Origin of the sequence: [Limnothrix rosea] IAM M-220, from assembly GCF_001904615.1 — a bacterium.
Classification (GTDB): domain Bacteria; phylum Cyanobacteriota; class Cyanobacteriia; order Cyanobacteriales; family MRBY01; genus MRBY01.
On the sequence record NZ_MRBY01000052.1, the window covers coordinates 1 to 26,799 of the forward strand.

Genomic DNA, 26,799 nt, shown 5'->3' on the forward strand with positions numbered 1-26,799 from the left:
TCTCGCTCTCCCATTCACCGCGTCCTATTTCCGAGCATGCTTAAGCAAAACTCACATTATCTGTACTTGATCCATGGCGTTTCCCAGATAGGCAAAAAACAAAAACAACCTAGGCCAGACGATCTAGACTTGCATCATAAGATCTATGACACTGCCAACCGAGAAACGTCCATACAGCGTATTTCTACTTGGCCGCATCACCAAGATTAAAGAGGAAAGGCACACTACCACCCTTTTCTCCCATGACCAGCACATTAGGCATTTGAGCACCACCTTCACGCCATGCTTCAATTGCTTCTTTTTGCAGCACCAGCTCACCACCTTGAGCCTTAAGGGTTTCAGCTAGTAAACGTTGAGCCTCAGCTTTACCCTTCGCGCGGTTAATATCAGCTTGCGCCTGCTGTTCCGCCTCCTGGGCAACATAAATTGCCCGTTGTGCCCGCTGTTCCGCAATTTGCTTATCTTCAACAGCCTTGGAGAATTCAGCAGAGAAATTGAGGTCAACCACACTGGTATCGAGGACAATAATGCCGTACTTTTTCAGGCGGGTATCGAGGGCAGCATCAAAGTCACTTTTCAGTTCAGTACGCTTCGTAATCGCTTCTTCGACGGTTCGTTTGGCGGCGGCGATTTTGAAGGCTTCTTGGGTTTGGGGTGCAATGATTTTGGCGACAATATTCTGCAATGTACCCTGGGTCCGACGAATGGTTACGACTTCTACGGGATCAAGGCGGAAGTTAATGGCAAACCGTGCAGACAAGTCCTGTAGATCTTTGGTAGAACTTTGGGCAGGGACTTCAAATTTTTGCACTGTCACGTCGTAAATGTCGACATTAGCAACGAGGGGCGGCTTGAAATGAATACCTTCTAGTAAGGCTCCATCTTGGGCTTTACCGAGGACACTGAGCACACCAGCTTGTCCCGGATTGATAATGACGAATGCATTCAGCGCAACGAAGACGATAAAAGCTACGATTGTCCCGATAATGGGCAGTGGAAAATTTCCACTAGGTGTCACATTACGCACGAAATTGGAACTCCATTAAATAAATTTGTCACGCTTTCTATTGTAAGAAAGTCCTCTGGCTAGGATCCGTCCATGTCGCAGATTGTAAAGTTCGGACACTGGGGCGATCGCCCAATTCTCTATTTCAAAATCCCAATTTTCTTTTCAAAATGTTTCTATGGAAAAAGGAGACATAAGCAGTACAGGGTCTAAACGGGATGTTGAAACCAAATCTACGACAGACGACGACAAATTTTTTGCAGGGATTAGATCAAACGCGGCGGGATTCTCTACAGGCGATCGCCAACCTATTTACGGCTCGCTCCCACCCGGAACTCAAAACCCTGACCCCAGAGCAACAACAGGCCTTTTGGACAATTCTCTTTTCCCTGGCGATCGCCGATGGCACAATAGACGAAAACGAAAATCATTATCTTAATGAACTCAGTAACGGCAATAGCCACATCTCTGGGCTGTTTACCACCCTAAAAAATGCCACAGGTTCCTTCGAAAACATCGATTCCCACATCGCACCCTTGGTCAATGCCGATGTCGTTGCCCAGTGGCGCTTGTTATTTTGGGGATTAGAGCTGGTGTTCATTGATCATGAGTTCCACCCTTCGGAGAAAGCTCTCATTACAGAAATACGACAAGCCTTTGACATTTCACCAGAGCAGTTCCAAGTTTTACTTGATCTAGTTAATTTGTTGCAACTCAATACCGAGCAAGGCCTATCGGGGCCCACATTTACCAAGCAATTTACCGAGCTAGTGGACAAAGCAAAAAAACTGAAAATTTGCCTGCCCCACGAACTGCAAAAAATGAACAATCAAAACCTAGGCGAATACCAACAATTTTATTCCGCTGAAAGCTTTAAAAATAAGTTGGGAAATTATGCGGCGATCGCCGGCAAAAAAACAATTGAAACCGTTCTTATTTTGTTCTATACCTTGCAACGCCCCGACCTGCCCCCAAAGTACAAAGCCATCATTCTTGGCGCACTAGGCTACTGGATCCTCCCCTCAGATTTACTGCCAGATTTGATGCCCGGCATTGGTTATACCGACGATCTTTCGACCCTAGTAATGGCCATGACCATCGTTGCCAGCCACATTAACGACGACGTTAGACAAAAAGCCCAAGAAAAATTACAAGATTGGTTTGGAAAAGACATTGAATCCCCCGTAGAACTCCCCACTTCAGCAGAAACCTAAGCAGAGAGTCCCTTCATTGTGCCCGCAGACTATGACAAAAAAGTCAGGCATCACCTCTACTTCACAAAGGTAAATGCCCCCTGTTCACCAGATTCATCCATGGTAATTTGCGCCACATAAAATTGCTTTTGTACCAACTCACCCTCTGCCGTAAAAGAAATTTCCCCCAGGGGAGTCACATAGGTTCCCGCAAAAATTTCGTCCCGCAACCGTTGACGCAACTCAGGCAAAGACATTTCAGCAATGGGAGATTTTTGGTCTAAATTGCGCAATGCCTCCACAAACACCTGTACACCAGTAAACGCTTGGGCACTAAATTGGGGCGGATCGGTTTCATTTTCTGCCCCATAGGCTTCGCGAAATGCCCGATTAATCTCATTATCTAGTGCCGGACTATAGGCTTGGGCGATCAAAACCCCATCACATTGCGCTTGACACACCGGGAAAATATTTGACGTATTTAAACCATTACCGCCGATAATAATGCCTTCATAACCCAGTTCCCGCAATTGTTTGACGAGGTTACCACCATCAGCCGCAAGCCCAGAAATAATCACCAGATCAGGGTCAAGATTAATGGCCGTTGTCGCTTGGGTTTGAAAATCAGTGTCCGTCGTTTGAAATTTCTGGACAGTCACTAAATCCAATCCAAAATCCTTTACTGTTTGCTGAAAAGTTTCGGTTTCAGATTTACTAAAGGCATCGTTTTGGGCAAAAAACACTGCTACTTTTTCAATGTTGGGATTAATCGCTAGAGCTTGTTCAACGGCATTTGGCGCAACAACGGCAACGGGTGCAGAGACTCGACCGATAAATTCACCGATTTGCGGTATTCCTTGGGCTGTATTGGAAGGCCCTAAAACAGGTACTTGGGCGCGGTTGGCAATGGGATTTGCGGCAAAGGCTTGTTGGGAAAGTGTAGGGCCGACAATACCGACGACATTATTTTGATTAATGAGGGTATTAAAGGCATTTATGGCACCTTGTTCGTCTCCGGCCACGTCTTGCAACGCGATGCTAAAGGGCTGACCATTAATCCCGTCATTGTCGTTGAAATAGCTTTCGGCTAGCTTTGCGCCGATGACTTGTTCTTGGCCGAGGAGGGCAACATTACTGGTTTGGGCAACGCTGACACCGATGACAATTTCATTATTATTGGTTGTGTTTGAAGTGCTATTTTGATCTGCAGGATTAGGGCTTTCGGCGGGGGGATTACAGGCAATAATTGTGGCTGCAATGGCGGTGGCGATCGCCCCTTGTAATAAAAATCGACGTTTAAACATAAAGATGAGTATAAAAGCTTGCAATAACAAGTCTCCAGAATACTCCTAAGCTTTTCACCCTATCAATATGCCGTTCAAAAAGCGCAACTATAGACAGACCGCAGCGGCAAGCACACCGGACAGGAGCAAGGCCATCCCCGAAATCCAACGTATTTCTTTGGTTTCTTGATCTAGTTGCATAATTTTCTCTAGCCTCCTGCGTTTATGGGTTGTCGACTTTGAATCACAATTGTATTAAGTATAATTACTCAGTTGGTTTTTGTCTCTCTTTTCTTGATGGCAACGTTTGTCTTAACGAAGATGTCTCAATCAATGAAAAAAGGGGCGATCGCCCCTCTGGTTTTTTGATTCAATGAATTGCACCGATAGATCCACCTTCAGTTATGCTGCAACGTACTCTTCGTACGGAACAAAAGTTTTCTTCGTCGCGCCGCAAATGGGGCACTCCCAATCTTCAGGAATATCTTGAAAATTAGTGCCCGCAGCAATACCAGAATCAGGATCGCCCACCGCTGGGTCATAAATCATGGAGCATTTCTTACAGATCCATTTTTGGCCGAGGGAACGAGGCGCAGCTGCGCCTCCGTCCAAAGCCTTCAATGCATCAGTGTATTGATTTGCGTGATGTTCTTCGATGGAAGTGAGTAAACCGAAATTCTTTGCAGCGGTGTGGAACATTTCGGCATGTTCTTTGGATTCTGCCTCTTGCTCTTTAAATTCAGCCACCGCACCTTCGTCTTCATCTTTTTGGGCTTGAGCTGCGAACTCTGGGTACATCGTTTCATACTCATAGGTCTCGCCGGCGATCGCCAACTCTAGACACCGCGCCGCCATCTTTTTCTTTTCCTCATCACTCAGGGCATCGGGATCTGCCACCACCAACTCCGGATGCAACAAACGAAAGTGGGCAAAAGCATGCTCAGTTTCCTGCTGTGCTGTTTCCCGAAACAACCTTGCTAAATCAGACATCCCTAACTTTTTCGCAACATCGGCAAAAAAGAGATACTTGCGATTCGCCTGGGACTCACCACCAAAAGCCGCTTCCAAATTTTCTACCGTGCGCGAATTTTCCGTATTCATAATTTCAACCTCTAAGTAAACAACCAACTTAATCAAGAATAATTCTTAGATAAGAAAATGTCAATTTAAAGAACAGATAGCATAACAGAGCCACTATCAAGTAAAAATGTTACAATCATATTTGTGATTCCAATTCACGCTGTGATGAAGTCTCAGAAACCTCAAAAAAACATTAAGAAAAGCAATTTGAGTTAATTTTGTCTCAACCACACTTGATTTATGTTTTAAAACTTCGTCACAATAATGCGCAGTGCTACTTTGGTTTAGCCATCGAGTCAACAAAATGCCCAAATCGTCAAACGCCACTGAAATCCGCGAAGTCATGAAGAACGAGGGGTTAAGAATTACCCCCCAGCGTTTCGCTGTCTATGCCAACCTATTGCGTCGAGAAGATCATCCAACGGTTGAGCAGATCCTAGAAGATGTTAATGCGGATATTCCCATTGCCTCAAAGGCTAGTGTTTATAGTGCTTTGACGATTTTGCGTGAAGTAAATTTAGTGAGAGAAGTGCTCCTAGATGAGGGGGTGACTCGTTATGATGCCAATGTGAATCCTCACCACCACTTTGTCTGTAGCGATTGCGGTGCGATCCATGATTTAGCATGGGAAACTTTTAATTGTTTTGATCTGAGTCAACTTTCGGATGGTTTACAGGCAGAAAGTTATGAGGTGACGGTGAAAGGTCTCTGTCAGTCTTGTCAGTAATCGGCAGGCGATCGCCGCGACATCCGAAAATTCTATACCTAATCAAAAATCCCCCAATGTTTTGCATCAGGGGGATTCGTCTTTGTATAGGACTAAAAAAAGTCTTTATAGTCAAAGCCATCAAAGTTAAGACATCAGATAAACTTTAAAGCCTTATCCTGTAGGGGTTTAACATGTTAAATCCCTACCAGTCTTGCCGACCACGACGATAACCTGAGTTTTGCTTAAGAATGCTTGGCAATAGGACGCGGCGAATAAGAGAGTGAGAGATCGGGAGATGTTTTATCCAAACAATCCTAGGGGTCAAAAAACGCAGATTTTCGTTGGTTCTCCGTGTCTCTACCTCTCCGTGTCTCTACCTTTCCATGTCTTCCTTTCTTTAAAGAAATATCAGCTAAATTCTTATCCATAACTGACGTTCTTTAATTCGCTTGGCGCGACAACCAATCCAAAATTAGAGCATTCACTAAAGTGGGATTTTCGTCGTGGGGACAGTGACCAGCGCCGGGAATCGGGTGAAATTCTACACCTTCGTTGGCTGCTGCTAAATCTTGATAAATTTGTGACCCTTTAATGGGTGTCCACGGATCTTTGTCGCCCCATAGGACGAGTAGGGGATGTTGACGCTTGGGTAAAAGTTCGGTGGGGCTTTCTCCCGGTGGTGCGGTGATCACGGAGGCAAATACTGCCTGAGCGCCTTCGTCACAGGACGGTGCATAAAGCATGTCTACTAGTTCATCGGTCACGGCTTGGCGATCGCCATAGACCTGATAGAGGGTTCCTTTAATGCGAAATTTGCGGCGCACTTCATTGAAAATCAATTTGCCAGTCAGAGGCGAACTCACTAACTTGGCAAAAGCACCCATGACCGCCCGTAAAGGTAACGCGAGCTCATCGGGACGATGGTTTAAGCCACCGGCGCAATTTACTAAAACACCGCCAGCACAAAGTTCAGGATAATTTGCCAACATCGACAAACTCAACAAGCCGCCGATGGAATTTCCAATAAAGACTGTTGGTTTTTGAATTTTTGCCTGCCAGAAATCGTGCAAGAGTTCTTGCCATAGCTCTAAAGTGTAATCCCATGCTGGTTTTGCGGAAGCGCCAAAGCCCAGTAAATCAATGGCAAAAACTTGATATCCTTCCTCTGCGAGGACTGGGATGTTGTGTTTCCAATGACCAATGGATGCCCCAAAACCGTGAATGAGGAGTAATGGTTGACCTTCCCCTTGGACGGTGTAGCAAATTTTCTGATCGCGCCAGCGCCAGTCGAGGGACACAAGGGTTTGGGGGGCAACAGGGGTCTGGGTCATCGGCAGAAAACAATGGCTAAAAAGGTCATTCAGTTAGTATAACGCTCTCTATTTTTCAGGGTTTGTTGGCCTCGGATTTTTGTCAGTTTGACTATCACAAAGCCGGCGATCGCCGTCGCGCACTTTCGGATTATGGCGGAGATAGGACTGTAGCCAGTGGCAACTTTTCTCTAGGAGTGGCTCTAGTTGTAGCTCCCAAATAATCGCAGTATTGTCATTACTTGCTGTGGCGATCGCCCCGCCATTAGGGCTCCAGTCGAGGCCCGTAATAGAATCCGTATGGCCTTCTAAACTTTTTAGGAGAGTGTCATCTAATGTCCAGAGTTGTAGTTGGTTATTCCAAGTACTGGTGGCCAGCAGCGGTACAACGGGATTAAATTTTAGGCTAGCAACACTATCGCTGTGTCCCTTCAGGATTAGTGGTGCTTCAAACCGAGGATTGTTGTCTTTATAGGACATCTGACGGATCTGGATTATGTTGTCATAGCCAGAAAATGCTAAATATTCACCATCTCCCGAAAAGGTCACATCGGTAACCCAACTACTATGGGGCTCTAACTGAGTTACGAGGAAAAACGTATCATCCTCCCGCCGTTGCCACACTTTTACGGTGCGGTCATCGCTCGCCGAAGCGAGTAATTTACTATCGGGACTAAAGTCGATACTACTCACGCGATCGCCATGTTCCGCCAAGGTTTGCAACAATGTGCCATTGGCTGCCCAAATCTGAATCACACCGTCCAAGTCCGAGGAGGCAAATAGCCGACCATCGGGACTATACTCCACATCTAAAACGCGATTTTGATGAGCCTTAAGGCGAGAAAGGGAGCGCCCATCACGGGACCATAGACGCACCGTATGATCATCACTGCCACTAATGAGAGTTTGCCCATCAGGATGCCAAGCCACAGTATTGACCCAGTCGGTGTGACCCCGCAATGTCTGGTGCAATTTACCGCTGCTGCGCTCCCAAAGTTTAATGGTCTTATCGGCGCTGGCCGTCGCAATTTGGGTGCCATCTTTTGCAAAGCGCAAGTCTCGAATGGGGGCAATATGTTCGAGCACCACACGGCTATCGGCGGCTGCTTCCCAAAAGCGCACTGTTTTATCCATGCTGGCAGAGATAACCTGTTGGGTTTCTGGGTGAAAGATAACGCTACGAATATCGTCACGGTGACCGGAAAAGGTTTGGAGGAGATTAAAGTTTTCGTCCCAAACTTTTACTAAATTATCGGCGCTGGCTGTGGCAAATTGACTGCCGTCTTGGTTATGGCTAAGGAAGAAAATTGGCTCGGTGTGGGCTGCTAAGACATTTAAACTTGCTTCGGTAAATAGGGCTTGGCGATCGCCCCGTTGCCAGACCATTAAATTACCGCGACTATCACTACCCATCAGGGTTTTACCATCGGGACTAAAGGTGGCAAAGAGGAGTTTTGTTTCGTCAGGACTCTCCATGGTAAGGGTTTGGCGGACATTGCCATCCGCATCCCAGAGGGTGAGTTGATTGTTATCGTCGAGGGTTAATATTTCTTGGTCATCGGGACTAAAATTAATCCAGTAAATAATGCGATCGCGCACTAATTTTTTAATCAATGTGCCATTCACATCGTACAAAGCTGCTCCTGAACCACTGGCGATCGCCAAACGCTGTCCATCGCGACTGAGGTTAATTGCCGTCAGGGTATCGAGATCAACCTCAATGGTGCGGATTTCTCGACCGTCCAGGGACCATTCCTTCACCGTATTATCCCAACTGCTGGAAAAGAGGGATTGATTGTCCGGTGCAAACACTACCCTCGTGACTCTTTCTGTATGACCAAACATCGTTTGGAGTAATTTGCCTTCCATATTCCACAGGCGCACCGTATGATCCCGACCTGCGGAAGCTAAATAACGACCGTTGGAGGAAATACTAATATCAAAAACCGAATCGCTATGGCCTTCTAAACGATTTTTCTCTTGCAATCCAAAATAAGATTGCTCTAGGGTACTGAGCACTTTCAGCTTAGTGGCGGGGGCGATCGCCTCAGGATTAGACGCGAGTAATTTCCGGAGCCGCACCGTTGCCCGCAAACTTTCCAACAATGCTTCAAACTGTTGATCACTATAAAACAGCGCTTCGGAGGCATTACTTAGGGCCATCAGTTCGGCATTTTGAGTGACCTGCCACTGCCGATATCGCTGACGATTTACCCGTTGTGATAGCACAATCATCGAAATGACCACCCCCAAAAGCGCCACGATGGTGACCACAGACTGCCCCCAATGGCGGCGGATACGACTAATTTCACGGTCTTGAAAGGCAAGGCGCTCAGCCCATTCCTGCGACTGGGCATCACTTTGACGGCTCTGGATCGGCTGCACGAGATAGTCATGTACCAGTTGGTAGGTATCCTGAGAAGCATAACGGTGACGAATGACTAGCCCCGTCCCCACAAAAATATGCAAAATCAGATCGGCGATCGCCCGCCCGTCCTCATCAGTATTCCGGTGACTACGACACAGACTGAGAAACTCACCATAGGGAACCTCCGGTCGCGTTTGCCGGGGACTTGTGAGCTGATATAAAAATTGCCAAGCCAGCTGGTGATGCTCAACACCACATTGATCGATAATTTGTAAAAGAAACCGCTTTAATACCGTCTGTTTCGGATTTTTTCCCAATTCCAAATATTTGTCTAGGGTGGTGATATTGTCCTGCTGGAGCTGAAAGCCAATCACCTGTAATTCAATGGGTCGCACCGTACCGAGATCGTCACTCAGATCCCCAATCAGTCGATCAACAAAGGCTGGCTCAAGGGGGCGGGGCGCTTGTCCAGATAAAAATGTGAGCAAATTATGGGCAGCCTCTGCATGGAGATTACCGAGGCGATAACGAATACTTCGGTCTAGTAGATTGTCATTGACAATGCCTAAGCTACCCGCCGTTTCCCATTCCAAAAGATAGGAGAGATGGTCTTCCCGCAAGGACAAAATAATTTTGACAAAGGGCAACTGCAAACATTGGGACAAAAAACCGAAGAAAGCCCGCCGTTCTGAAGGGGTGGGATATTGCTCTAAAAACTGCTCAAATTGATCAAAAATCAACACGGTCAAGAGATTACAGTGGCCATTTTCCTGGAGCAGTGTAATGGGATCGGTGTCTGTGCCGGGGTCGGGATGGTGGACAAATTGTAGCCGTTCGGTGGCGATCGCCTTAGCAAGTTGTAGATGCCACTGGCCGTATTTTTTTAGCATAATGGGCAGGATTTCCCGGGCATTGACCATTTGTCCCCGTAAATTTGGCACCAGTCCCGCTTGCAACAGCGATGTTTTGCCTACCCCCGAAAAACCATGGAGGATTGTTAGTTTATGCTCATCGCGACTGAGACGTTCGAGGAGCCGCTTGACATCATCTTGGCGACGGGATGCCACCAGAATATTTTGGGTATTTTGCCGCAGTTCCGCAGTGGTGGTGGGCAAGGGAGCGGGTAAAGCCGCCGCCCCGAAAAAGACTTGCCACCCCCATTGTTGTTCACATTGCTGGAGTTCCCGCTGTAAATCAAAGGCCTGTTCGTAATGGCCAGCGGCTTGGTGGAGATGGCGCAATAGCTGCAAAATATCGCGGTATAGTCGCAAATACCAGCCCGACCAGGTTTGCCGCTGGGCTTGGGCTTGGCCGAGGTGTCGCAAAATCAATTCATGGGCTGATTCGAGGTAGGCGATCGCCGCCGAAGCACCCATTAAATGCTGTTGAGCTTGGGCAATCACCAGATAGTACCAAGGCAAATCATATTCTGACGTATCCTCTTCAGAACGCTCATAGGTTTCGACAGCGCTATGGGCTAACATATTCGCCTTTTCCCACTGCTGGCGGGCGATCGCCACCTCCGCCAACAACCCATAATTCCGAGTCAGCAGCATCTGAGAACAATAAATATCCAGATGTTTAGTCGTCTCCCAGGCCAAATTCTCCAAGGCCTCCCAATTTTCCAGTTGCCGTAACATCAGACCGAGAGCCGTCGTCAAATGAGCCACCCAAGACCAATTTTTCAGGCGATGCCACAGCGCTAAACCTGTCCGCAAATAAGCCTCTCCCTGTTGCCAAGTATTATCAGCCTCATATTTTTCCTGCGCCCATTCGTCATAGAGCAAACTCAGATGAAAACAAATAATCGCTAATTTTGAGAGGCGATCGCCCTTTAAGTTTGCCGTCTGAGCCAAAAATTCTTCCTGTAAAAATGCAGCCGTAATGTCTGTATCCGGTTCTAGATCACTATAAATTTTGAGACACCTTAAATATTCCCCGTGAGCCGTCGTCAGATCCCGCACACTATAAGCATCTCGCCCTTGAATAAAAGCCCAAAAACCCTCACTACATAGAGACATTTTCTCCCGCTGTTTCTGCAACTCTTCCCGCGCCAACTCCAGCTCCAGTCTGCGTCGGCTGTGCTCCGCTAAACCCAAATCCTGATTACTCACAAATTTGAGACCCCCAGCCTGCTCCAACTGCTGAAAACAATCCCGTTCAAACTGCCGCCAAAGCTGCCGTAACTGCGGCTCCCCCCACGCAAACCGAATAGAAGCCGCCGTCCAACTTTTGACATCAGGCGCTAGACGAAATAATTTCCGCGCTCCCCGCTCCGTCAACCAAAGTACCAGTGGACAAGGCAGTAAATAGCTCAACTGATCCCGCACCTGATTGAGTAGAGCCAAGCTTAGTTCCAGTCGCCCCACCTGCTCTAAACCAGAGACCATCACCCCATCAACACAATCACGCTGTACCCCCAGCGCCTCTAAATACTCGAACGTGGCACTTAAAATACTTTCCAAATTTGTCGAGGCAGGATTGAGATCAACAGCAATTAAGCCCCGGTGTTTTTGTCCAGCCACCAGCTGCTCAAAGTCAATATCTCCAAAATATTCAAAACAATATTCCGGCTCCTGCTGTTGCCATAGTTTGTTTAACTTGTGGGTCTGATAAAGCCGTGTTTGCACCTCCTGGGCGAGGCTACGGTAATTACAACGAACCAGTAATAGAGAAAATTCTTGGGGGGCGAAAAAGAGCGATCGCTCTAAAACAAACTGCGATCGCCGATTCTGTGCATTAATGAGGTCGAAATGATCGGCGCGAACCATAGCACTGCCCTGAAACAAACATCAACATCAACTGACGAAACAAACTAATCAAACACAACCCACTCTAGCCGAGACTCCGGAGCATATGTTTAAACCGAGTCGTTTCCGCCAGAGCCGGATTAATCCCAAACCAACGACCCTGCTGGTCTTGGTATTCATACACAAACAAACTACGCAACAAAATCTGATATTCCTGTTCGCCCCGAATCGTTTGCTGTTGCATCACCTGGGCAAGCATTTGCCATTCGTTATCTTCCACAGCCAGCAAAATATCATCACGGTAACCCTTAATCACCACTTCAATACAATCTCGATTAAAGGGGGGATCATTTTGCTGCAAACAGTTATAAAGCAACCCCAGTAATGTGCGTACATGACCACCACTAATGAGACATAAACGATTAAGCGTAATATTACTGTCAAATAATTTCGGAATACAGGCAATGCGCTGCCGAGGCGAAAGATGAGGAAAAGCCTGCGCTAAAACAAGTTGTTGCAAAAGAATTAAACCCTTCGTATCTAAGGTACGATCCCGCTTTTGAATGGGCACCATCGGCAACATTTTCGGCGCAACCCCACCCCCTAGGCGATTTTTAAGGGCTTGGTACTCGTTAGAAAAAATAAGTGCCAACGGAATCGTATAAATCACATGGCAATTTAAGCGGCGTAGTTGTTGTCCCCGGTCAATAAATAAATATTCCGGCAAAGAACGATTGCGGGTTGCCTGTCGCGAGGAAATGCGATCAAGATTGTCAATAATTACGACTAACCCCTTTTTGCCACGACCTTTTAATGCCAAATTTCCTTGACCTAGTAATTCTTCATTGATAGAGCGCAAAATACCCTCTGTACGGGGTTCTAGGGATTGACGAATTTGTTGGCGTAGGCGGGGACTTTCCTTGGTTCGGGCAGTGATACGTGCTAATCCAAGGGATAATTCCGCTGTGGCATCTAGCTGTACCGGTGTCTGTAAAAAATCCTTAATCTCGTCAAATAGCTGCTTAAAATAACTGGGCTTCAGGGAAATGCCAATGCCTTCGAGATGTTCGCTAACAGAACGGGCAACAGCCAGTAAAATATCGCTAATGCTGACATCTTCCATATCGAGATCGCGACTGGACTCGAAATAGATCACCTCAAAATTTTCGCGCTCTAACAGGGCTTTAAGGCGTAATAATTCGGTAGATTTGCCGCAGCCGATATGTCCGGTAAACAGTTGACAGGTGGGTTCTTCGGGGGAAAGCCGGGTAATGGTGCGGGCTAAGGCTTCTATAATTTTGCCGCCGCGCACCGCTGCGAAATCAATATAGTAGTGGCGATCGCCGGAATCAGCGAGATTAAGCGTTTTACTGGGATTACATGCCCGAAAAAATTCCTGTAGCTGTAATGCCATGGGATTAGAAGGTGAAAACGCCATAAACTCTCAAGCTGTGTTTCTAGTAGGCTGCGGCTCTGGGGGGATTACAAGAAGTTGCCATTTGCTCCATTAGTATACTGGTTGATTAAGATGAGACATATTTCTTGCTATGACAGCTAGGATCTAGGACGCGCCCATGGCTGATACAGTTTCCGCAGTACGCGATGATCTCCGTAAACGTCGCAAACAAAAACAAAGACAACGTTCTATTCGATGGGTACAGGGGCTCTGGCGTTCCGTCGCTTTGATTGGTGTGGCCTCTGGTGCTGTGTGGCTAACGACTCGCCCGGAATGGGTACTGTATAGCAGTGGTCAGATCACCATTGAAGGTAATACAACCCTTTCTGCCAGTACTGTACGGGAACTCATTCCCCTCGACTATCCCCAGTCGCTCCTCTCCCTCAAACCCCAACGCCTCGAAGTAGATATTGAAGCGCAGGGTCCCATTGCTGAGGCGATCGTCACTCGACATCTACTACCGCCAAGCATTTCAATACAGGTTCAAGAACGTCTACCCGTCGCCCGCTCCTTTGCCCCCATTTCGCCCCAGACAAAGGCACGGGGTCTCCAAGAAGGCTATCTCGATGAGCAGGGTAATTGGTTACCGGACAGTGCCTATCGCGAAGTAACGAATGAAATCCCACTGCCCACCCTAGAGGTCATGGGGATTCGCGCGATTCAAATTGACCAGTGGCGAGAAATTTATCCGATACTGAGGCGATCGCCGATCAAGATTTACAGCATCGACTGGCAGGATTCGAATAATTTAAAACTCAATACCGAAAATGGTCAGTTTCACATCGGCGGCGACATCAAACAACTAGAAGATCAACTCGTGGCGATCGCCAAACTTGCCACACTAGACGCAACAGTCATGCCCCGTAATATTGATTACATAGATTTATCAGATCCAAACGAACCCATCATTAAAGCGCGCATTGCCTCCGGAGATTCTCCATAAGATGAAAAAATAAAGTTAAACCTCGTACAAAAGAGGGATTTTTTTTTCCGGCCATGGTGATTCCCCTTACAATGGCACTAGAATTTACCTCAAAGTCCTTCGAGTCAAGTTCTAAAACTTCTTTATATAAAGACTGTTTAGTATCCCTATCCATCGCACATTTCTTTTGTGACCGTGAGCCAAAACCACCCTTTTCAACCCACTACTGTTCCCTACGACGCGAACATGAGCAATCTGACCACAGCGGACAACAACCAGTCGGAATTTACAATCATGCCCAGTAGCGTTGCGCAGATCAAGGTGATCGGCGTTGGTGGTGGCGGTGGGAATGCGGTCAACCGCATGATCGAAAGTAGTGTGTCTGGGATTGATTTTTGGGCAATTAATACGGATGCCCAAGCCCTCACCAGTTCCCTTGCCCCAAAGCGTTTACAGATCGGTCAAAAAATCACCCGTGGTCTAGGAGCAGGCGGTAATCCAGCCATTGGTCAGAAAGCTGCGGAAGAATCCCGCGACGAAATTGCCCAAGCTCTCGAAGGGGCAGATTTAGTTTTTATCACTGCTGGTATGGGTGGCGGTACAGGCACAGGTGCAGCACCTGTTGTGGCAGAAATTGCCAAAGATTTAGGTTGCTTGACTGTTGGTGTTGTAACGCGTCCCTTTAAATTTGAAGGTCGTCGCCGTACCAACCAAGCAGAAGAAGGTATTAGCGCCCTCCAGAGCCGCGTTGATACATTATTGGTGATTCCAAACAATCAGTTACTGAATGTCATTGCGCCGGAAACCCCGATGCAAGAGGCTTTCCGCATTGCTGATGATGTCCTAAGACAGGGTGTTCAAGGTATTTCGGACATTATTACGGTTCCCGGTTTGGTCAATGTGGACTTTGCTGATGTGCGGGCGGTGATGGCCGATGCTGGCTCTGCTTTGATGGGTATTGGGATTGGCTCTGGTAAATCCCGCGCAAGGGAAGCGGCGATCGCCGCCATTTCTTCTCCTTTAATGGAATCCTCTGTTGAAGGAGCAAAAGGTGTTGTCCTAAATATTACTGGTGGTCACGACTTAACGCTACATGAAGTGAATGCCGCCGCTGAGGCCATTTATGAAGTGGTCGATCCGAATGCCAATATCATCTTTGGTGCCGTCATTGATGAGCAGCTCCAGGGCGAAATTCGTATCACTGTCATTGCGACGGGATTCGTTCCCGCAGAGGCTTCCCCACAGGAACCGACTGCACCTGCTCCATTGCGTCGTGGTTTTCCACCCATGCCCCAGTCACAACAGCAATCTACGAATAGTCCCGCTGAGCAACAACAACCGCCAGCCCCTCGCCCCTTACGCCAGCAGGAGCAACAACCGCCCCAACGCCCCAACTCCACTGGTTTAGATATTCCTGAGTTTTTGCAGCGTCGTCGTTTCCCCCGCCGTTAAGTTCTCGCTAATCGTAATATGAGTTTAAATCCGCGTATTGCTTTAACGATCGCCGGTTCAGATAGTGGTGGCGGTGCTGGTATTCAGGCTGATTTAAAGACCTTTGCCTTTAACAAAGTGCATGGGACGAGCGCTATTACCTGTGTGACGGCTCAAAATACCGTCGGGGTGACGGATGTGGTTGCCCTGAGTGCAGCTCAAGTAAACGCTCAGATCGAGGCGGTTCTGAGTGATATCGGTGTGCATGCGGTAAAAACAGGTATGTTGCTAAACCAAGAAATTATGGTGGCGATCGCCGCCCAAGCGGAAGCGGACAAGTTCCCAAATTTAGTCATTGATCCAGTGATGGTTTCGCGGACAGGGGTGAAATTAATTGCCGATGAGGCGATCACCGTTTTACAAGAGCGTTTAGTGCCCCAAGCAAAAATCTTAACGCCCAATCGCTATGAAGCGCAGATCCTAAGCGCCATGGAAATCGATACCCTTGACGCGATGAAAGATGCGGCAACAAAAATTCTAGATTTAGGTTGCCAAGCTGTTCTCGTAAAAGGTGGGGCGATGCCCGGTGAGCTACAGGGTGTTGATGTGTGGTTTGATGGCGATCGCCTCGAAGTTCTTCGTACTAAAACCATTGATACGCCCCATACCCATGGCACTGGTTGTACGCTTTCGGCTGCGATTACCGCGAATCTTGCCCTAGGCAAAGAGCCCTTTGAAGCCGTCCAAGCCGCAAAAAAATACGTCACCGAAGCGCTGCAATTTAGTTTGGCGATCGGGAAAGGAACGGGACCTGTCGGTCATTTTTATCCGCTCATGGTGCGTGACAGTCTTTCGACATTTCCGTAAAAAACCTGAGTTTTGCTTAAGAATGCTTGGCAATAGGACGCGGCGAATAAGAGAGTGAGAGATCGGGAGATGTTTTATCCAAACAATCCGAGGGATCAAAAAACGCAGATTTTCGTTGGTTCTCCGTGTCTCTACCTCTCCGTGTCTCTACCTTTCCGTGTCTTCCTTTCTTTAAAGAAATATCAGCTAAATTCTTATCCATAACTGACGTTAAAAACAAAAAAATAGGAGCCGTTCGCAAACCGCCCCTACAGCAACTTTTTTTTGATAATTCTTAGTTCTGTGGGATTTGGCTCACATTAGAAGTTGCAGGTTCAGTCGTTGCCTTTTCGTCTTCGTCATCTTTAAAGATTTCTTCCGCCAAGAACATCCGAAAGCATTCGTCATTTTTCGCCATATGAGTCACGAATGACTGAGCCATCGGAAAAAGATAAGGGTCGTCGAGCAACTCTTCCGGTGGCAGGTTAAACTTTGGGGCGAGTTCTAACAGGAGTAATGCAGATTCACTACCGTATTCTGCAATGAGTTTCCCCGCAACTTTTTCGTAGCCACCATCACCAAAAAATTCTCCTGTTTTGAGGTAGTCTGCACACATTTCTCCGGCCAGAAATTCACCCATTTGCGCGGGTGTGGGGGATTGCGCCAAGGCTGGGAAGGGGGCGATCGCCGCCAAGGATAAAGTCAGGAGTAATTTTTTCATAGCAAGATTCTGCAAATGACAGGTTTACGATAACGAAGAGAACAATCTACGGTATTAGGGGATTTCGGACTGGAGTCGGTAGAGGAGGGTACGGCGATCGCACTGTTTTAGGATTTCTTGGATCGTTGTACTAGCGCCAAGCTTGCCCCAGCTACAGCCCTGCTGGAGGTAAGTTTTTGTGACTTTGCCGATAATGTAACAGCCGTAGGCCGCAATGCCGCCTTGGGCGAGAGCTGCTGTGCCATAAACGCCGATAGCGCTGGGATTTAGAGTGAGTGCTCCGAGTCCTGCGGTTCTCCCTAAACCGACGAAAAAACCGCTACCCAGTTCCACTGCAAATAAAATTCCCGCACTGACGACGATATTGCGCCATAGTTTGGCGGCTTCGTAACTGGTCATTGGCAAACCATAGAGGCGAGCTAAAGCACGAATTAATGCAAGGTCGGTAAAGGTTCCGGCAAACACATCAATCACGCCAATGGGATTTAGGGCGATCGCCGCCGCTTTGTATTTGGCGTAGTTCCAAATCAGTTCTTCGGCTTCTTGCTGCCGGTGATCGATGGTTTTATCGGCAATTTTTTGTTGTAACTTTTCCCCTTGGACAAGGGCATGCATTGCCATTAAGGATTTGCCCTCTTGGCTAAGAATCTGGAAGATTTTGTCTCGCAACGGATCAATTTGGGCAGCAGGTGTTTCCCAAGTTTCCTCAACACGCCCGTCGGGATGTTCAATGCGCATCGCCATCGGTTGAGGTTCGGCGGCAACCATGACAATTTCTTCCGGCGTTAGCGGCAATGCAGTGCCATTGGCTTCTTGTCCCAACTGTTGTAGCTGCTGAAAAATCGCTTGGCGATCGCGGTCGGGATACAGGTCAATTTTGTTAAATACCACAAGAATAGGTTTCTGCTGTTGCCGCAATTCGTAGAGGGCTTGGTATTCGGTGCGGGTAATGTCGTCAGACACGATAAACAAAATCAAATCGGAATCAGCCGCGACTGTTGCCGCCATTTTGCTGCGCTGTTCTCCCGAAATTTCATCTAGACCGGGGGTATCGATTAAATCGATTTTTAGTTTATCTGTGGGCAATTCCCAACGAATCGTTTGGGGATATTGCGTCACGCCATGTAATGGCCCCGTCTCCAAAACTTTATTGCCGATTAAGGCGTTAATGACTGCCGATTTACCGCGACTAACTAACCCGAATGTTGCAATCCGCAACAGTTGCCGATCAAGTTTGGCGATCGCCTGTTGTAGTTTTTGCAGCTCTGGACGGACAGCGGCTTTTAGATCTGGATCTGGGGGATAGTGCCAATGACGACGGGTATTGCCATACCAAGTTAAAGCCTGTTGAAGACTCGCTTTGGCAAGATTAAAATGTCGCTCCTGTTGTTGACTATCCATAAATTTTGCAGTTCATCTTACTCTTTATTGTGCCTGACAAAAGCTTTTCAAAGATCTAAGAAATTGTTGGAATTTGAACTGCTTGCACTAATTTTTGATCCACTGTCGCTAAAGTCAAATCATAGTGAATAGCTGTAGCTGCCAGAAATCGATCAGCCGGATCTTGGTGAGGCAAAGAAATTTGTCGGTTGAGCATAGCCACTTCGTAATTTGAGGGTGCTTCTTGAACTTCAAAAGTAGCCAAAGTATTTCTGATCCAAACTTCTGGCGGCTCACCGATACTGATTTTGCCCTTTTCTATCAGAAGTAAAAATTCCCAAAGACTAACTGGACTTAACCACAACTGATTATTAGGAGCGGTGAGTTGCGTACTTAAACTACCGGATAACTTAGGGTTTCCCTCTAAATACCACAGCCAGATATGCGTATCTAATAAAATTCTCACTGCAAGGCTTCCCAGTCAGATTCTGGTGCTGCGGGAGAAACAATATCACCAACTATTTCAAAAGTACCTTTCATACAACCAAATCCGCCTCGTTTCTGGGGTTGAGCAGGAGAGACGATCGCCAGAGTTTGATCTGCATCAACAATTTTTAGAGACTCATTATTTTGGCGCAATTGCAAAATTATGTCTTGGAGTTCTTGGGATAGCTGTTGTAATTGAATTTCCATCTTGTAAACCTCAATGAAAGTTTTGCAGACTGGCATAAAAATGGAGAATAGGGGATTCGAACCCCTGACCTCTGCGGTGCGATCGCAGCACTCTACCAACTGAGCTAATTCCCCGAAAATGAATCGCTATTGTAGCACTTCCTCTGGTGGCGCGAGACTGGGGTCAATGCGTTCTAGCTCTAGCTCTGTGAGATAGTCAACGCACCAATTGCTACAGCGTTGCATCATGTGAAAGGGATAAGTACGAGCAACGCCCACAACCGGAATTTGTACTGATTTGGCTGCTTGGATACCGTGGAAATTATCCTCGATCGCCAAACAGTTTGCCGCAGTAATCTGTCGTTCTGGATATTGGGTTTGTAATGCTTCTAACGCAAGTCGATAACCATCACCACTCGGTTTAAAGCTGGGCGTATCGTCGGCCGTGATGATCACGTCAAAGGCATCCTGCAATTCCAACTGTCCCAAAATAAAGTCCGTATCGGCGCGGCTGTAGCCCGTCACAATCCCTAAAAGTAAATCTTTAAGCTTGAGGGCAGTGATAAACGGCAAAACATCGGGCGCAACAGGAAAGCTTTCAAGGCTGGATAATTTCTGCTGATAGGCCTGAGATTTTTTGGTGATTAGTTCATCAAGATATTCATTGCTGACAATGCGGCCACGCATGGCGAGGCATTCTTTTAGACAACGGCGATCGCTTTTTCCGATACTGTCATTTTGAAAAATACTATCTGTGGGACGTAGATTTTCAGATAAGAGGATTTCATCTAGCAACTCAAACTGAATTGCAGCATCGTTAAAAAAAACGCCGTTTATTTCGAAGAGAACAGCCTGCAGTTGTGGCATGGGATTAACAGTCAAGACTTTTTTATTTTAGGAGAATTCCGGATTGTCTACGGAAAGACGGCTTTAAAATGAACTGTAGTTTGCCGCGATCGCCATGACTTTTGTAGATCTTCCCCACCGTCATATCCTCAGAACAAGGGTTCATCTAACGAGCTACACCGACGTTGGAGAGCGACTTTTACAAGCAATTCGTGATCAACAATGGGGCTATGTGGCGATCGCCAATGTCCATATGGTGATGACCGGCTATGGACAAGCCGATTTTCAACAAATTATTAACAACGCCCTAATCACAACGCCAGATGGTATGCCTTTGGTGTGGGGATTAAGACTTTTCGGGTTAAAAAATGCCACTAGGGTTTATGGCCCCGACTTGATGTTGCATTGCTGTGGGATCGCCGCCCAAGAAAAATTCCCCATTTATTTATATGGCAGTCGCCCCGAAACCCTCGAAAAACTACAACAAAATCTCTTAGCAACATTCCCGCATCTAGTCATTGCCGGGGCAGTGGCTCCCCCCTTTCGTCCCCTGACGGCCGAAGAGGAAAAAATCATGCTAAACGACATTATTCAATCTGGCGCAAAGTTGATTTTTGTTGGCTTAGGTTGCCCAAAACAAGAACGCTGGATGGCGAAATATACGGATCAGCTCCCCGGAATCCTGTTAGGAGTAGGAGCCGCCTTTGATTTTCATGCGGGTACTGTTTCCCAAGCACCTCGCTGGATGATGCGCCTTGGCTTGGAGTGGTTTTTTCGTTTGCTCCAAGAACCTCAACGTTTATGGAAACGCTATGTCGTCAATAACACAATATTTGTTGTGTTGTTTCTAGTGCAGTTTGTCAAAGTCCGGCTACGTAGTTCATGATCATTTTGCACTACTCGACTTCCTCTCACTCAGTTTCCTTTGAGAATTTTGTCGATTGTCTGTGGTTTTCCCTATATGCCGAAATATAACCAACCTTCCCCCATTACCCAAGATCTACGGGCTGTTCAGGCTTTAGAGCACCTTAAACCGGGTCGCCAACATTTGCTCTCGATGGTGCTATTGCTGGGAAGCGACACCCTAGGACTGGCGATCGCCTGGCGCTTTGCAGATTTTTTAAATGGTTTTTATTCACCGATTCCGCCGGGTTTAGTGTGGTGGGTATGGTTTGATATACCGAGTTTATTTTGGGTGTTTTTGGTGGTCACCCTGAGTTTTTTCATTGCCAATCATCTTTATCGCCTCCCAACAGAAACCCAAAACTATACCCGCGCCGCCAAAATTATTACCCTCGTCTATTGCCTATTTTTGCTGGGCAGCTATTTTTACAATCCCATGCTCGATCCGCCGCGATCGCTCTTTATTTCGGCGTGGGTTTTAAGCATCACCTTTGTACTAGGTCAACGCTTAGGACTAACCCTCATTATTCGACAATTTGTCCGGTACAAACCTCCCGTCAATGTTTTCGTCATTGCACCAGCAGGGAAATTAAATGAACTCGCCGCCCTCGTCAAAAAAAGACCTCATTACAAAATCGTCGGTGCTGCCCTTGCTGCCACGGCTAATACCGCTGCAACGATTGCGCAAATCCAACAATCTGGTGCCATGGAAGTATTAGTCAAAGACCTACCAGATACAGATCTCGCCTCTAGTTTGTATTGGCAACTACGAAGCACTGGGGTTGCGATTCGATTACTGCCATCGAGTAAAGAAATGCTCTATCGGCGCGGTTTACCAGAAATTTTCGCCGGCATCCCCACATTACGCGTGGAAACACCCTTACTTCTTTGTTGGGATTATCGCCTTAAGCGCTGGTTTGATTTTTTAGGGGCAGCCTTCGGCTTAATCCTGTTATCGCCCTTACTGATCGGGGTGGCGATCGCCATCAAAGTAGACTCGCCCGGTGAAGTCTTTTTCCGCCAAAAACGCGTTGGCCTCAACGGCAAAATTTTCCGCATGTGGAAATTCCGCACCATGGTCAAAGATGCACCAAAACTCCAGCACCAACTCGAAACCCAAAATCAAATGGCGGACGGTATCCTATTCAAAATAAAAAGAGACCCCCGCATCACAAAAGTAGGTCACTTCCTGCGGCGCACCAGTATCGACGAACTCCCCCAGCTCATCAACGTTGTGATGGGTCAAATGAGTCTGGTGGGACCACGACCCCTACCCATCCGTGACGTAGAGCGGTTTGACTCCTGGCATCATATCCGCCACCAAGTTGTGCCGGGCATTAGTGGACTCTGGCAAATTTCCGGGCGCTCAGACCTTGACGACTTTAATGATGCCGCTCGCCTCGATCTCTATTACATCGATAATTGGTCTCTTAATCTTGATCTTGATATCCTCATTGAAACTGTCAGAATTGTGCTTTTTGGCAAAGGAGCCTATTAAAACCCAAGACGATGATCAAGTTTGTTTTTTTGAATCCATCCATAACGCTAGTGATTTTGCCAAGAACATAGCCAACCAAAGTGGGACTACTCCGTTATTTTCTGAATTTCACTATTACTTTCGAGGGTGATAGAGCGCGCTTCAATAAAAATTCGCTGAACCTCATCATGATCATCACGAATTGCCGATTCAATCCGTCGAATGGCAGCCTCAATCTGATCCGAGGATAAATCATCTTTAAACTCAATATTCAGAGCCAGCAGAATATCACTAGGGCCAAGATGCAGCGTAATCGGAGCTTCCATTTGCGTGACGGCCTCATCACTAGTCACAATCCTTTTGATACTCTCTCGCACCTCAGGAAAGGCACTTTCCCCTAGCAATAAACCTTTCGTCTCGGTCACTAAAATAATGGCCACAACCGTCAGAATTATGCCGATAATAATCGAAGCTAAACCATCATAAAAAACCCGGCCAGTCCAATGACTTAAGAATACGCCGAGTGCCGCAACCGTAATGCCAAGTAAAGCAGCCGTATCCTCGAAAATAACGACAAAAGTAGAGGGATCTTTGCTACGGCGCAGGGCTTGCCAAAATTTAATATCAGTCTGAACACGACTTTTATTAAACTCGCGAATTGAAATAAATAGAGCTGCCCCTTCAAATAGGGCGGCGACACCGAGAATCGAGTAAGTGAGTAATTCGTTGCTACTGGGTTCAACGGGATTGAGAAAAACATCAACACCTTCATAGATGGAAATGCCGCCCCCTAGAGCAAAAATGAGTACGGCAACAACAAGGGACCAAAAGTAAATTTCGGCGCTATAACCAAGGGGGTGTTCCTCATCTGGTGCTTTTTCGCCTTGCTGTAGACCATAGAGCAGCAAAATTTCGTTTACTGAGTCAACGACTGAGTGAATCCCTTCGGATAGCATCGCGGAGCTACCACTGATACCTGCGCCAATAAATTTGGCCACACCGATCGCCATATTGGCAGCCATCGCGGCATAGATTGAGCGTTTAGAGCCTGTTGACATATTGAGACTGATCAGAATTGATCAAAGCACATTTTCCAGCATCTATTATGTGGCTAATTAAGATTTCGTGCCGCTCAATCCGGTGAAGAAGTAAGGGTGAAGTTTAAGCGGGAAAGCCGTTGGTTTTTAGATAATTACAGATATCATCAAAGGTTTTCCAAGGAGTATAAAAATATAATTTGTTTTGCCTTCTTGGTCAAAGTAGTCCCGTAAATATCTGCGGGCAAAACGAGGGCTGCTTTGAGGACAATATTAATATCCAGTTAAGGAGTCGCTTCGCACCTTGTTCAAGTTATGTGTCATTAGCTTTTTTGATGATTTCAGGAGAAGGATAATGAAGCTTAAAAAAGAGAAGGTTCTTAGTATTATATGGCAGGCTTTCAAAATGTAGATAATTACGATGACTTTCGTCAATGTAATAGCCTTAAAGGATGTTCTTAAAATGATGCTGCGGGCTCTTCACAATCATGCAAGTATGGCAATGTTTTCTGGTGTGGTTTTGTGAGTTTAAAAGGTAATTTAAATTTATTGAGTAATTGACTATGATTGCGAGCGCGGTTTTGGGAAAATACATCTATCTCATGGGCTACGATCTTGGGGATTTGACTGGGCGATCGCCACTGTTTTGGGAGTGACCTCCAGAGGGTAATATCGTCAATTTTTGTAAAGGTTTAAAAGCTTATTTTTTTCGCATTGAAATAACTATAGCAAAATAGTTTAGCACGGATTTTTTGGAGGCGATCGCCACCCGTGAAAAGTTCATTCAATCAGATGAAAACCGCACTATTTATCGAAAATAGCATTGGATCGGTCTTGGTTTAAAACAGTACCCATAGATAAACCTATCATGCCCACAATGCAGGGGTTATTTATGTATTTTCCAGAGGAGGAAGTAAACATACTCATCTTAACAATCATCCGTGTTAATTCAACGACTTAATATTATCGGGAAGGTGTAATCTGCTACGTAGTTTATAAAGCCTGAGAGTTAAACATATTACGCAATAAAATGAGAGGAAAGTTAAACCCATCCAGTGTTTTCTAAAGCTATGATCTTAGGTGTAACCAGCTTTTTAAAGTCGGTGTAACTATTTAATTTTGAGGATTGGATCTATGTCTCAATCAGCTCTAAATTTACAGACTGCTCCTGGTCATCAAGTTCTCGCCAAGGCAGGGAAAACGTTACTACGCCCCGGTGGTCGAGCCGCGACGCAGCAGTTATGTGACTGGGCAAATTTCCAGCCTAACGATACTGTTCTAGAGTTGGCGGCGAGTTTCGGCTACAGCGCGATCGCCCTAGCGACAAAGTACGGGGTCAAGGTCGTCGGCATTGAACGGAATGAGGATAGTGTGGCGATCGCCCAAGAAAATATTGCCGCCGCAGAGGTTCCGGGACAGGTACAGGTCATACCGGGGGATATTCAGCGCCTCGCAGATGTACCGGGCGAATTTGATTTTGTCCTCGCTGAGGCAATCCTAACGATGCAATCCCCTGTGCAAAGGGCGAAAATTTTGGCGGGTATCAAAGAGCGTTTGCGTCCGGGCGGCCGTTTTCTCTCCCATGAGCTGCTGGTGCGCGACGATCCTGACAACAAAGTGCGGCGAGCGTTAGCGCAAGCGATTCGAGTGAATGTTAATCCTTTAACGGAATCGGGATGGCTGGAAGCCTGTGAGGCGGCTGGCTTGGAAGTGACCTTCCATCAAGTCGGCATCATGGGTCTCCTTAATCTTAAGCAGATGCTCCGTGATGAGGGCTGGGGAAGGGTTCTAAAAATTGGCTGGAACGTTTTAACTAAGCCACAACTACGGCAAAGAATTCTGCGGATGCGCCATGTTTTTACAGAGTACCGTGACCATTTGGGTTACATCGTCATCTGTGCCCAACGACCCATAGGAGAATAATCGATGTCTACAACATTACCGAAAATCACCCCGTCTCATTTGCAACTACAGGAGGCGATCGCCTACCCCGATGCAGGCATCAACAGCCAAGTACTTTTTAAAGATGCTCTGAGTCAATGCAAACTCATGTGTTTGGCCGCAAATACCGATTTATCAGAACATACAGCCCCTCGCAATGCAACGGTGCAGGTGGTGGAAGGGCGAGGGGTATTTACGCTCATGGGGGAAGATATTGACCTAGAGCCGGGGGTCTTTATCGTGATGCCAGCCGGTGCTCCCCATGGGGTAAAAGCGACGAGTAATTTGGCGTTTTTGCTGACTTTTTCTGAGTAATTTCCCTCGACTCTAGAACGGCATTAATCGAAGATGAGGTGGTCTTGGCATGGCATTTTCTTCCCCGCCCAATTCAGAATCAGTGGCATCCCCAACTAAAGTGAAGGGGCGATCGCCCAAATGGTTGCGTCCAACTTGGTCTCACAATCATGGGGTCTATGTGGTGTTGCTGGTTGCCTGTTTAACAGGGGCTGCCGCCGCTCGACAGTGGACCTTGACCACCACCCTCGCGATGGTCTGTGCATTTATGGGGTTTCAGGCCGAATATCCTTTGTCTCTCCAATTAATGCGTCGTCGCTGGAAAATTCGGTTTTTGGTGTGGGGGGGAATCTATGGGGCGATCGCCGCTGGATTAGCCCTTTATCTTTATCTAAAAACACCGCTATTACTCTGGGTTTATGGTGGGGCGATCGCCACTGTAATTATTGACAGTTTGGCAGTTCGGCAAAAACAACAAAAATCCCATGCCAATGAACTCATTAGTTTTGCAGCAGTTTGTCTGGCGACACCGTTGGTTTATATCGCAACCACCGGAACATTTACGCCAACAATTCTTGGATTATGGCTACTGAATACACTCTTTTTTGGCAGCACAATTTTCACTGTCAAAATCCGTAAACCTAAAACGACTTCTTTAACACCATTAGTCCTTTATCATCTTGTGGCGATCGCCCTGATCATCGCGCTATATGGCTTTGGCTTGCTCACTTTAGTGACGGCGCTGAGTTATAGCATTGCCCTTTGTAAATTTGTGCTCGTCGTCACCAAAACCGATTGGTTCCGCATGGCTCCTATTCAAACAGTGGCAATGATTGAGACGATGAGTGGCTTTGTTTTTCTCGCCATTGTGTCCCTTACATTACTGCCAACCCACTTAGTTTGATCATGGCGGCGATCGCCATATTAGCAGCCATAGCAGCATCGATTGAACGTTTAGATCCCGTTGACACATTGATATCGATCAGGACTGATCAAAACCTGAGTTCGGTTTAAGAATGGTCTAGGATGACGACGCGGTGAAAGGGAGAGCGAGTGATGGGGAGATTTTTCATTCGAATAATTCTAATGCGGGTGTCCGTTGATATCCCGTGCCTCCCCCTCTCCGTGTCTCCCGATCCCAATGTCCCCGTGCCTCCCCCTCTCCGTGTCTCCC

Annotated in this window: 22 protein-coding genes and 1 tRNA gene; 10 read left to right on the top strand and 13 right to left on the bottom strand. The window is 46.9% G+C overall.

Going from position 1 to position 26,799, the window contains the following annotated elements; genetic code table 11:
* Nucleotides 1-184: 184 nt before the first annotated feature.
* Entirely contained in the window at nt 185-1,027 is an 843-nt protein-coding gene (locus NIES208_RS15655; protein ID WP_216349424.1) for a prohibitin family protein, read from the bottom strand.
* 197 nt (nt 1,028-1,224) lie between these two features.
* Between NIES208_RS15655 and NIES208_RS19270 the strand changes: the two genes are divergently transcribed.
* The gene (locus NIES208_RS19270; protein ID WP_216349425.1) at nt 1,225-2,220 is read left to right on the top strand and encodes a DUF1232 domain-containing protein; all 996 of its coding nucleotides are present in this window, start codon (nt 1,225-1,227) and stop codon (nt 2,218-2,220) included.
* Between the two features lie 56 nt (nt 2,221-2,276).
* On the opposite strand, the gene NIES208_RS15665 is transcribed toward NIES208_RS19270, so the two are convergent.
* Nucleotides 2,277-3,503: an ABC transporter substrate-binding protein gene (locus NIES208_RS15665; protein ID WP_075893921.1), complete on the bottom strand. Its 1,227-nt coding sequence runs from the start codon at nt 3,501-3,503 to the stop codon at nt 2,277-2,279.
* 381 nt (nt 3,504-3,884) lie between these two features.
* Nucleotides 3,885-4,583 (bottom strand): rubrerythrin family protein, encoded by a 699-nt coding sequence (locus tag NIES208_RS19845; protein WP_075893922.1) that lies wholly within the window; start codon nt 4,581-4,583, stop codon nt 3,885-3,887.
* A gap of 283 nt (nt 4,584-4,866) precedes the next feature.
* On the opposite strand from NIES208_RS19845, the gene NIES208_RS15675 reads away from it, so the two are divergent.
* Nucleotides 4,867-5,289 carry a Fur family transcriptional regulator gene (locus NIES208_RS15675; RefSeq protein WP_075893923.1) on the top strand — a complete coding sequence of 141 codons (423 nt, stop codon included), beginning with the start codon at nt 4,867-4,869 and terminating at the stop codon, nt 5,287-5,289.
* Nucleotides 5,290-5,711: 422 nt separating this feature from the next.
* Here the strand turns inward: NIES208_RS15675 and NIES208_RS15680 are convergent, their stop codons facing one another.
* From NIES208_RS15680 to NIES208_RS15690, 3 genes are all read right to left on the bottom strand, one after another.
* Entirely contained in the window at nt 5,712-6,602 is an 891-nt protein-coding gene (locus tag NIES208_RS15680) for an alpha/beta fold hydrolase (protein WP_075893924.1), read from the bottom strand.
* 48 nt (nt 6,603-6,650) lie between these two features.
* Nucleotides 6,651-11,720 carry a WD40 repeat domain-containing protein gene (locus NIES208_RS15685; protein WP_075893925.1) on the bottom strand — a complete coding sequence of 1,690 codons (5,070 nt, stop codon included), beginning with the start codon at nt 11,718-11,720 and terminating at the stop codon, nt 6,651-6,653.
* 64 nt (nt 11,721-11,784) lie between these two features.
* Nucleotides 11,785-13,137 (bottom strand): ATP-binding protein, encoded by a 1,353-nt coding sequence (locus NIES208_RS15690; protein WP_139325084.1) that lies wholly within the window; start codon nt 13,135-13,137, stop codon nt 11,785-11,787.
* 136 nt (nt 13,138-13,273) lie between these two features.
* Between NIES208_RS15690 and NIES208_RS15695 the strand changes: the two genes are divergently transcribed.
* The 3 genes from NIES208_RS15695 to thiD all read left to right on the top strand — a co-directional run bounded on the left by NIES208_RS15695 (nt 13,274) and on the right by thiD (nt 16,375).
* Nucleotides 13,274-14,098 carry a cell division protein FtsQ/DivIB gene (locus tag NIES208_RS15695; RefSeq protein WP_075893927.1) on the top strand — a complete coding sequence of 275 codons (825 nt, stop codon included), beginning with the start codon at nt 13,274-13,276 and terminating at the stop codon, nt 14,096-14,098.
* A 225-nt stretch (nt 14,099-14,323) separates the two neighbouring features.
* Nucleotides 14,324-15,529: a cell division protein FtsZ gene (ftsZ, locus tag NIES208_RS15700; RefSeq protein WP_075893928.1), complete on the top strand. Its 1,206-nt coding sequence runs from the start codon at nt 14,324-14,326 to the stop codon at nt 15,527-15,529.
* A gap of 18 nt (nt 15,530-15,547) precedes the next feature.
* Nucleotides 15,548-16,375, top strand: a complete 828-nt coding sequence (thiD, locus tag NIES208_RS15705; protein ID WP_075893929.1) for a bifunctional hydroxymethylpyrimidine kinase/phosphomethylpyrimidine kinase — start codon at nt 15,548-15,550, stop codon at nt 16,373-16,375.
* Nucleotides 16,376-16,649: 274 nt separating this feature from the next.
* Here the strand turns inward: thiD and NIES208_RS15710 are convergent, their stop codons facing one another.
* From NIES208_RS15710 to NIES208_RS15735, 6 genes are all read right to left on the bottom strand, one after another.
* Nucleotides 16,650-17,075: a hypothetical protein gene (locus NIES208_RS15710; protein WP_075893930.1), complete on the bottom strand. Its 426-nt coding sequence runs from the start codon at nt 17,073-17,075 to the stop codon at nt 16,650-16,652.
* A gap of 54 nt (nt 17,076-17,129) precedes the next feature.
* Nucleotides 17,130-18,476 carry a GTP-binding protein gene (locus tag NIES208_RS15715; protein ID WP_075893931.1) on the bottom strand — a complete coding sequence of 449 codons (1,347 nt, stop codon included), beginning with the start codon at nt 18,474-18,476 and terminating at the stop codon, nt 17,130-17,132.
* Nucleotides 18,477-18,531: 55 nt separating this feature from the next.
* Nucleotides 18,532-18,921: a type II toxin-antitoxin system VapC family toxin gene (locus tag NIES208_RS15720; protein WP_075893932.1), complete on the bottom strand. Its 390-nt coding sequence runs from the start codon at nt 18,919-18,921 to the stop codon at nt 18,532-18,534.
* Nucleotides 18,918-19,148, bottom strand: coding sequence for a hypothetical protein (locus NIES208_RS15725; RefSeq protein WP_075893933.1), 231 nt, complete (start codon nt 19,146-19,148; stop codon nt 18,918-18,920). The genes NIES208_RS15720 and NIES208_RS15725 overlap by 4 nt, the downstream gene beginning before the upstream one ends.
* A gap of 41 nt (nt 19,149-19,189) precedes the next feature.
* Nucleotides 19,190-19,262 (bottom strand) — tRNA-Ala (locus NIES208_RS15730).
* Between the two features lie 12 nt (nt 19,263-19,274).
* Entirely contained in the window at nt 19,275-19,994 is a 720-nt protein-coding gene (locus NIES208_RS15735) for an HAD family hydrolase (RefSeq protein WP_075893934.1), read from the bottom strand.
* A gap of 94 nt (nt 19,995-20,088) precedes the next feature.
* On the opposite strand from NIES208_RS15735, the gene NIES208_RS15740 reads away from it, so the two are divergent.
* The gene (locus tag NIES208_RS15740) at nt 20,089-20,859 is read left to right on the top strand and encodes a WecB/TagA/CpsF family glycosyltransferase (RefSeq protein WP_075893935.1); all 771 of its coding nucleotides are present in this window, start codon (nt 20,089-20,091) and stop codon (nt 20,857-20,859) included.
* Between the two features lie 75 nt (nt 20,860-20,934).
* Nucleotides 20,935-22,374 (top strand): sugar transferase, encoded by a 1,440-nt coding sequence (locus tag NIES208_RS15745; protein WP_075893936.1) that lies wholly within the window; start codon nt 20,935-20,937, stop codon nt 22,372-22,374.
* Nucleotides 22,375-22,460: 86 nt separating this feature from the next.
* Here NIES208_RS15745 and NIES208_RS15750 read toward each other — a convergent pair whose 3' ends face one another.
* Nucleotides 22,461-23,411, bottom strand: coding sequence for a cation diffusion facilitator family transporter (locus tag NIES208_RS15750; protein WP_075893937.1), 951 nt, complete (start codon nt 23,409-23,411; stop codon nt 22,461-22,463).
* 1,113 nt (nt 23,412-24,524) lie between these two features.
* Here NIES208_RS15750 and NIES208_RS15755 point away from each other — a divergent pair.
* From NIES208_RS15755 to NIES208_RS15765, 3 genes are read left to right on the top strand one after another with little or no spacing between them, the layout of a single operon-like run.
* Nucleotides 24,525-25,313 (top strand): SAM-dependent methyltransferase, encoded by a 789-nt coding sequence (locus NIES208_RS15755; RefSeq protein WP_075893938.1) that lies wholly within the window; start codon nt 24,525-24,527, stop codon nt 25,311-25,313.
* A 3-nt stretch (nt 25,314-25,316) separates the two neighbouring features.
* Nucleotides 25,317-25,646 (top strand): cupin domain-containing protein, encoded by a 330-nt coding sequence (locus NIES208_RS15760; RefSeq protein WP_075893939.1) that lies wholly within the window; start codon nt 25,317-25,319, stop codon nt 25,644-25,646.
* A 49-nt stretch (nt 25,647-25,695) separates the two neighbouring features.
* Nucleotides 25,696-26,529: a YwiC-like family protein gene (locus tag NIES208_RS15765; RefSeq protein ID WP_084176661.1), complete on the top strand. Its 834-nt coding sequence runs from the start codon at nt 25,696-25,698 to the stop codon at nt 26,527-26,529.
* The last annotated feature ends 270 nt before the right edge of the window (nt 26,530-26,799 follow it).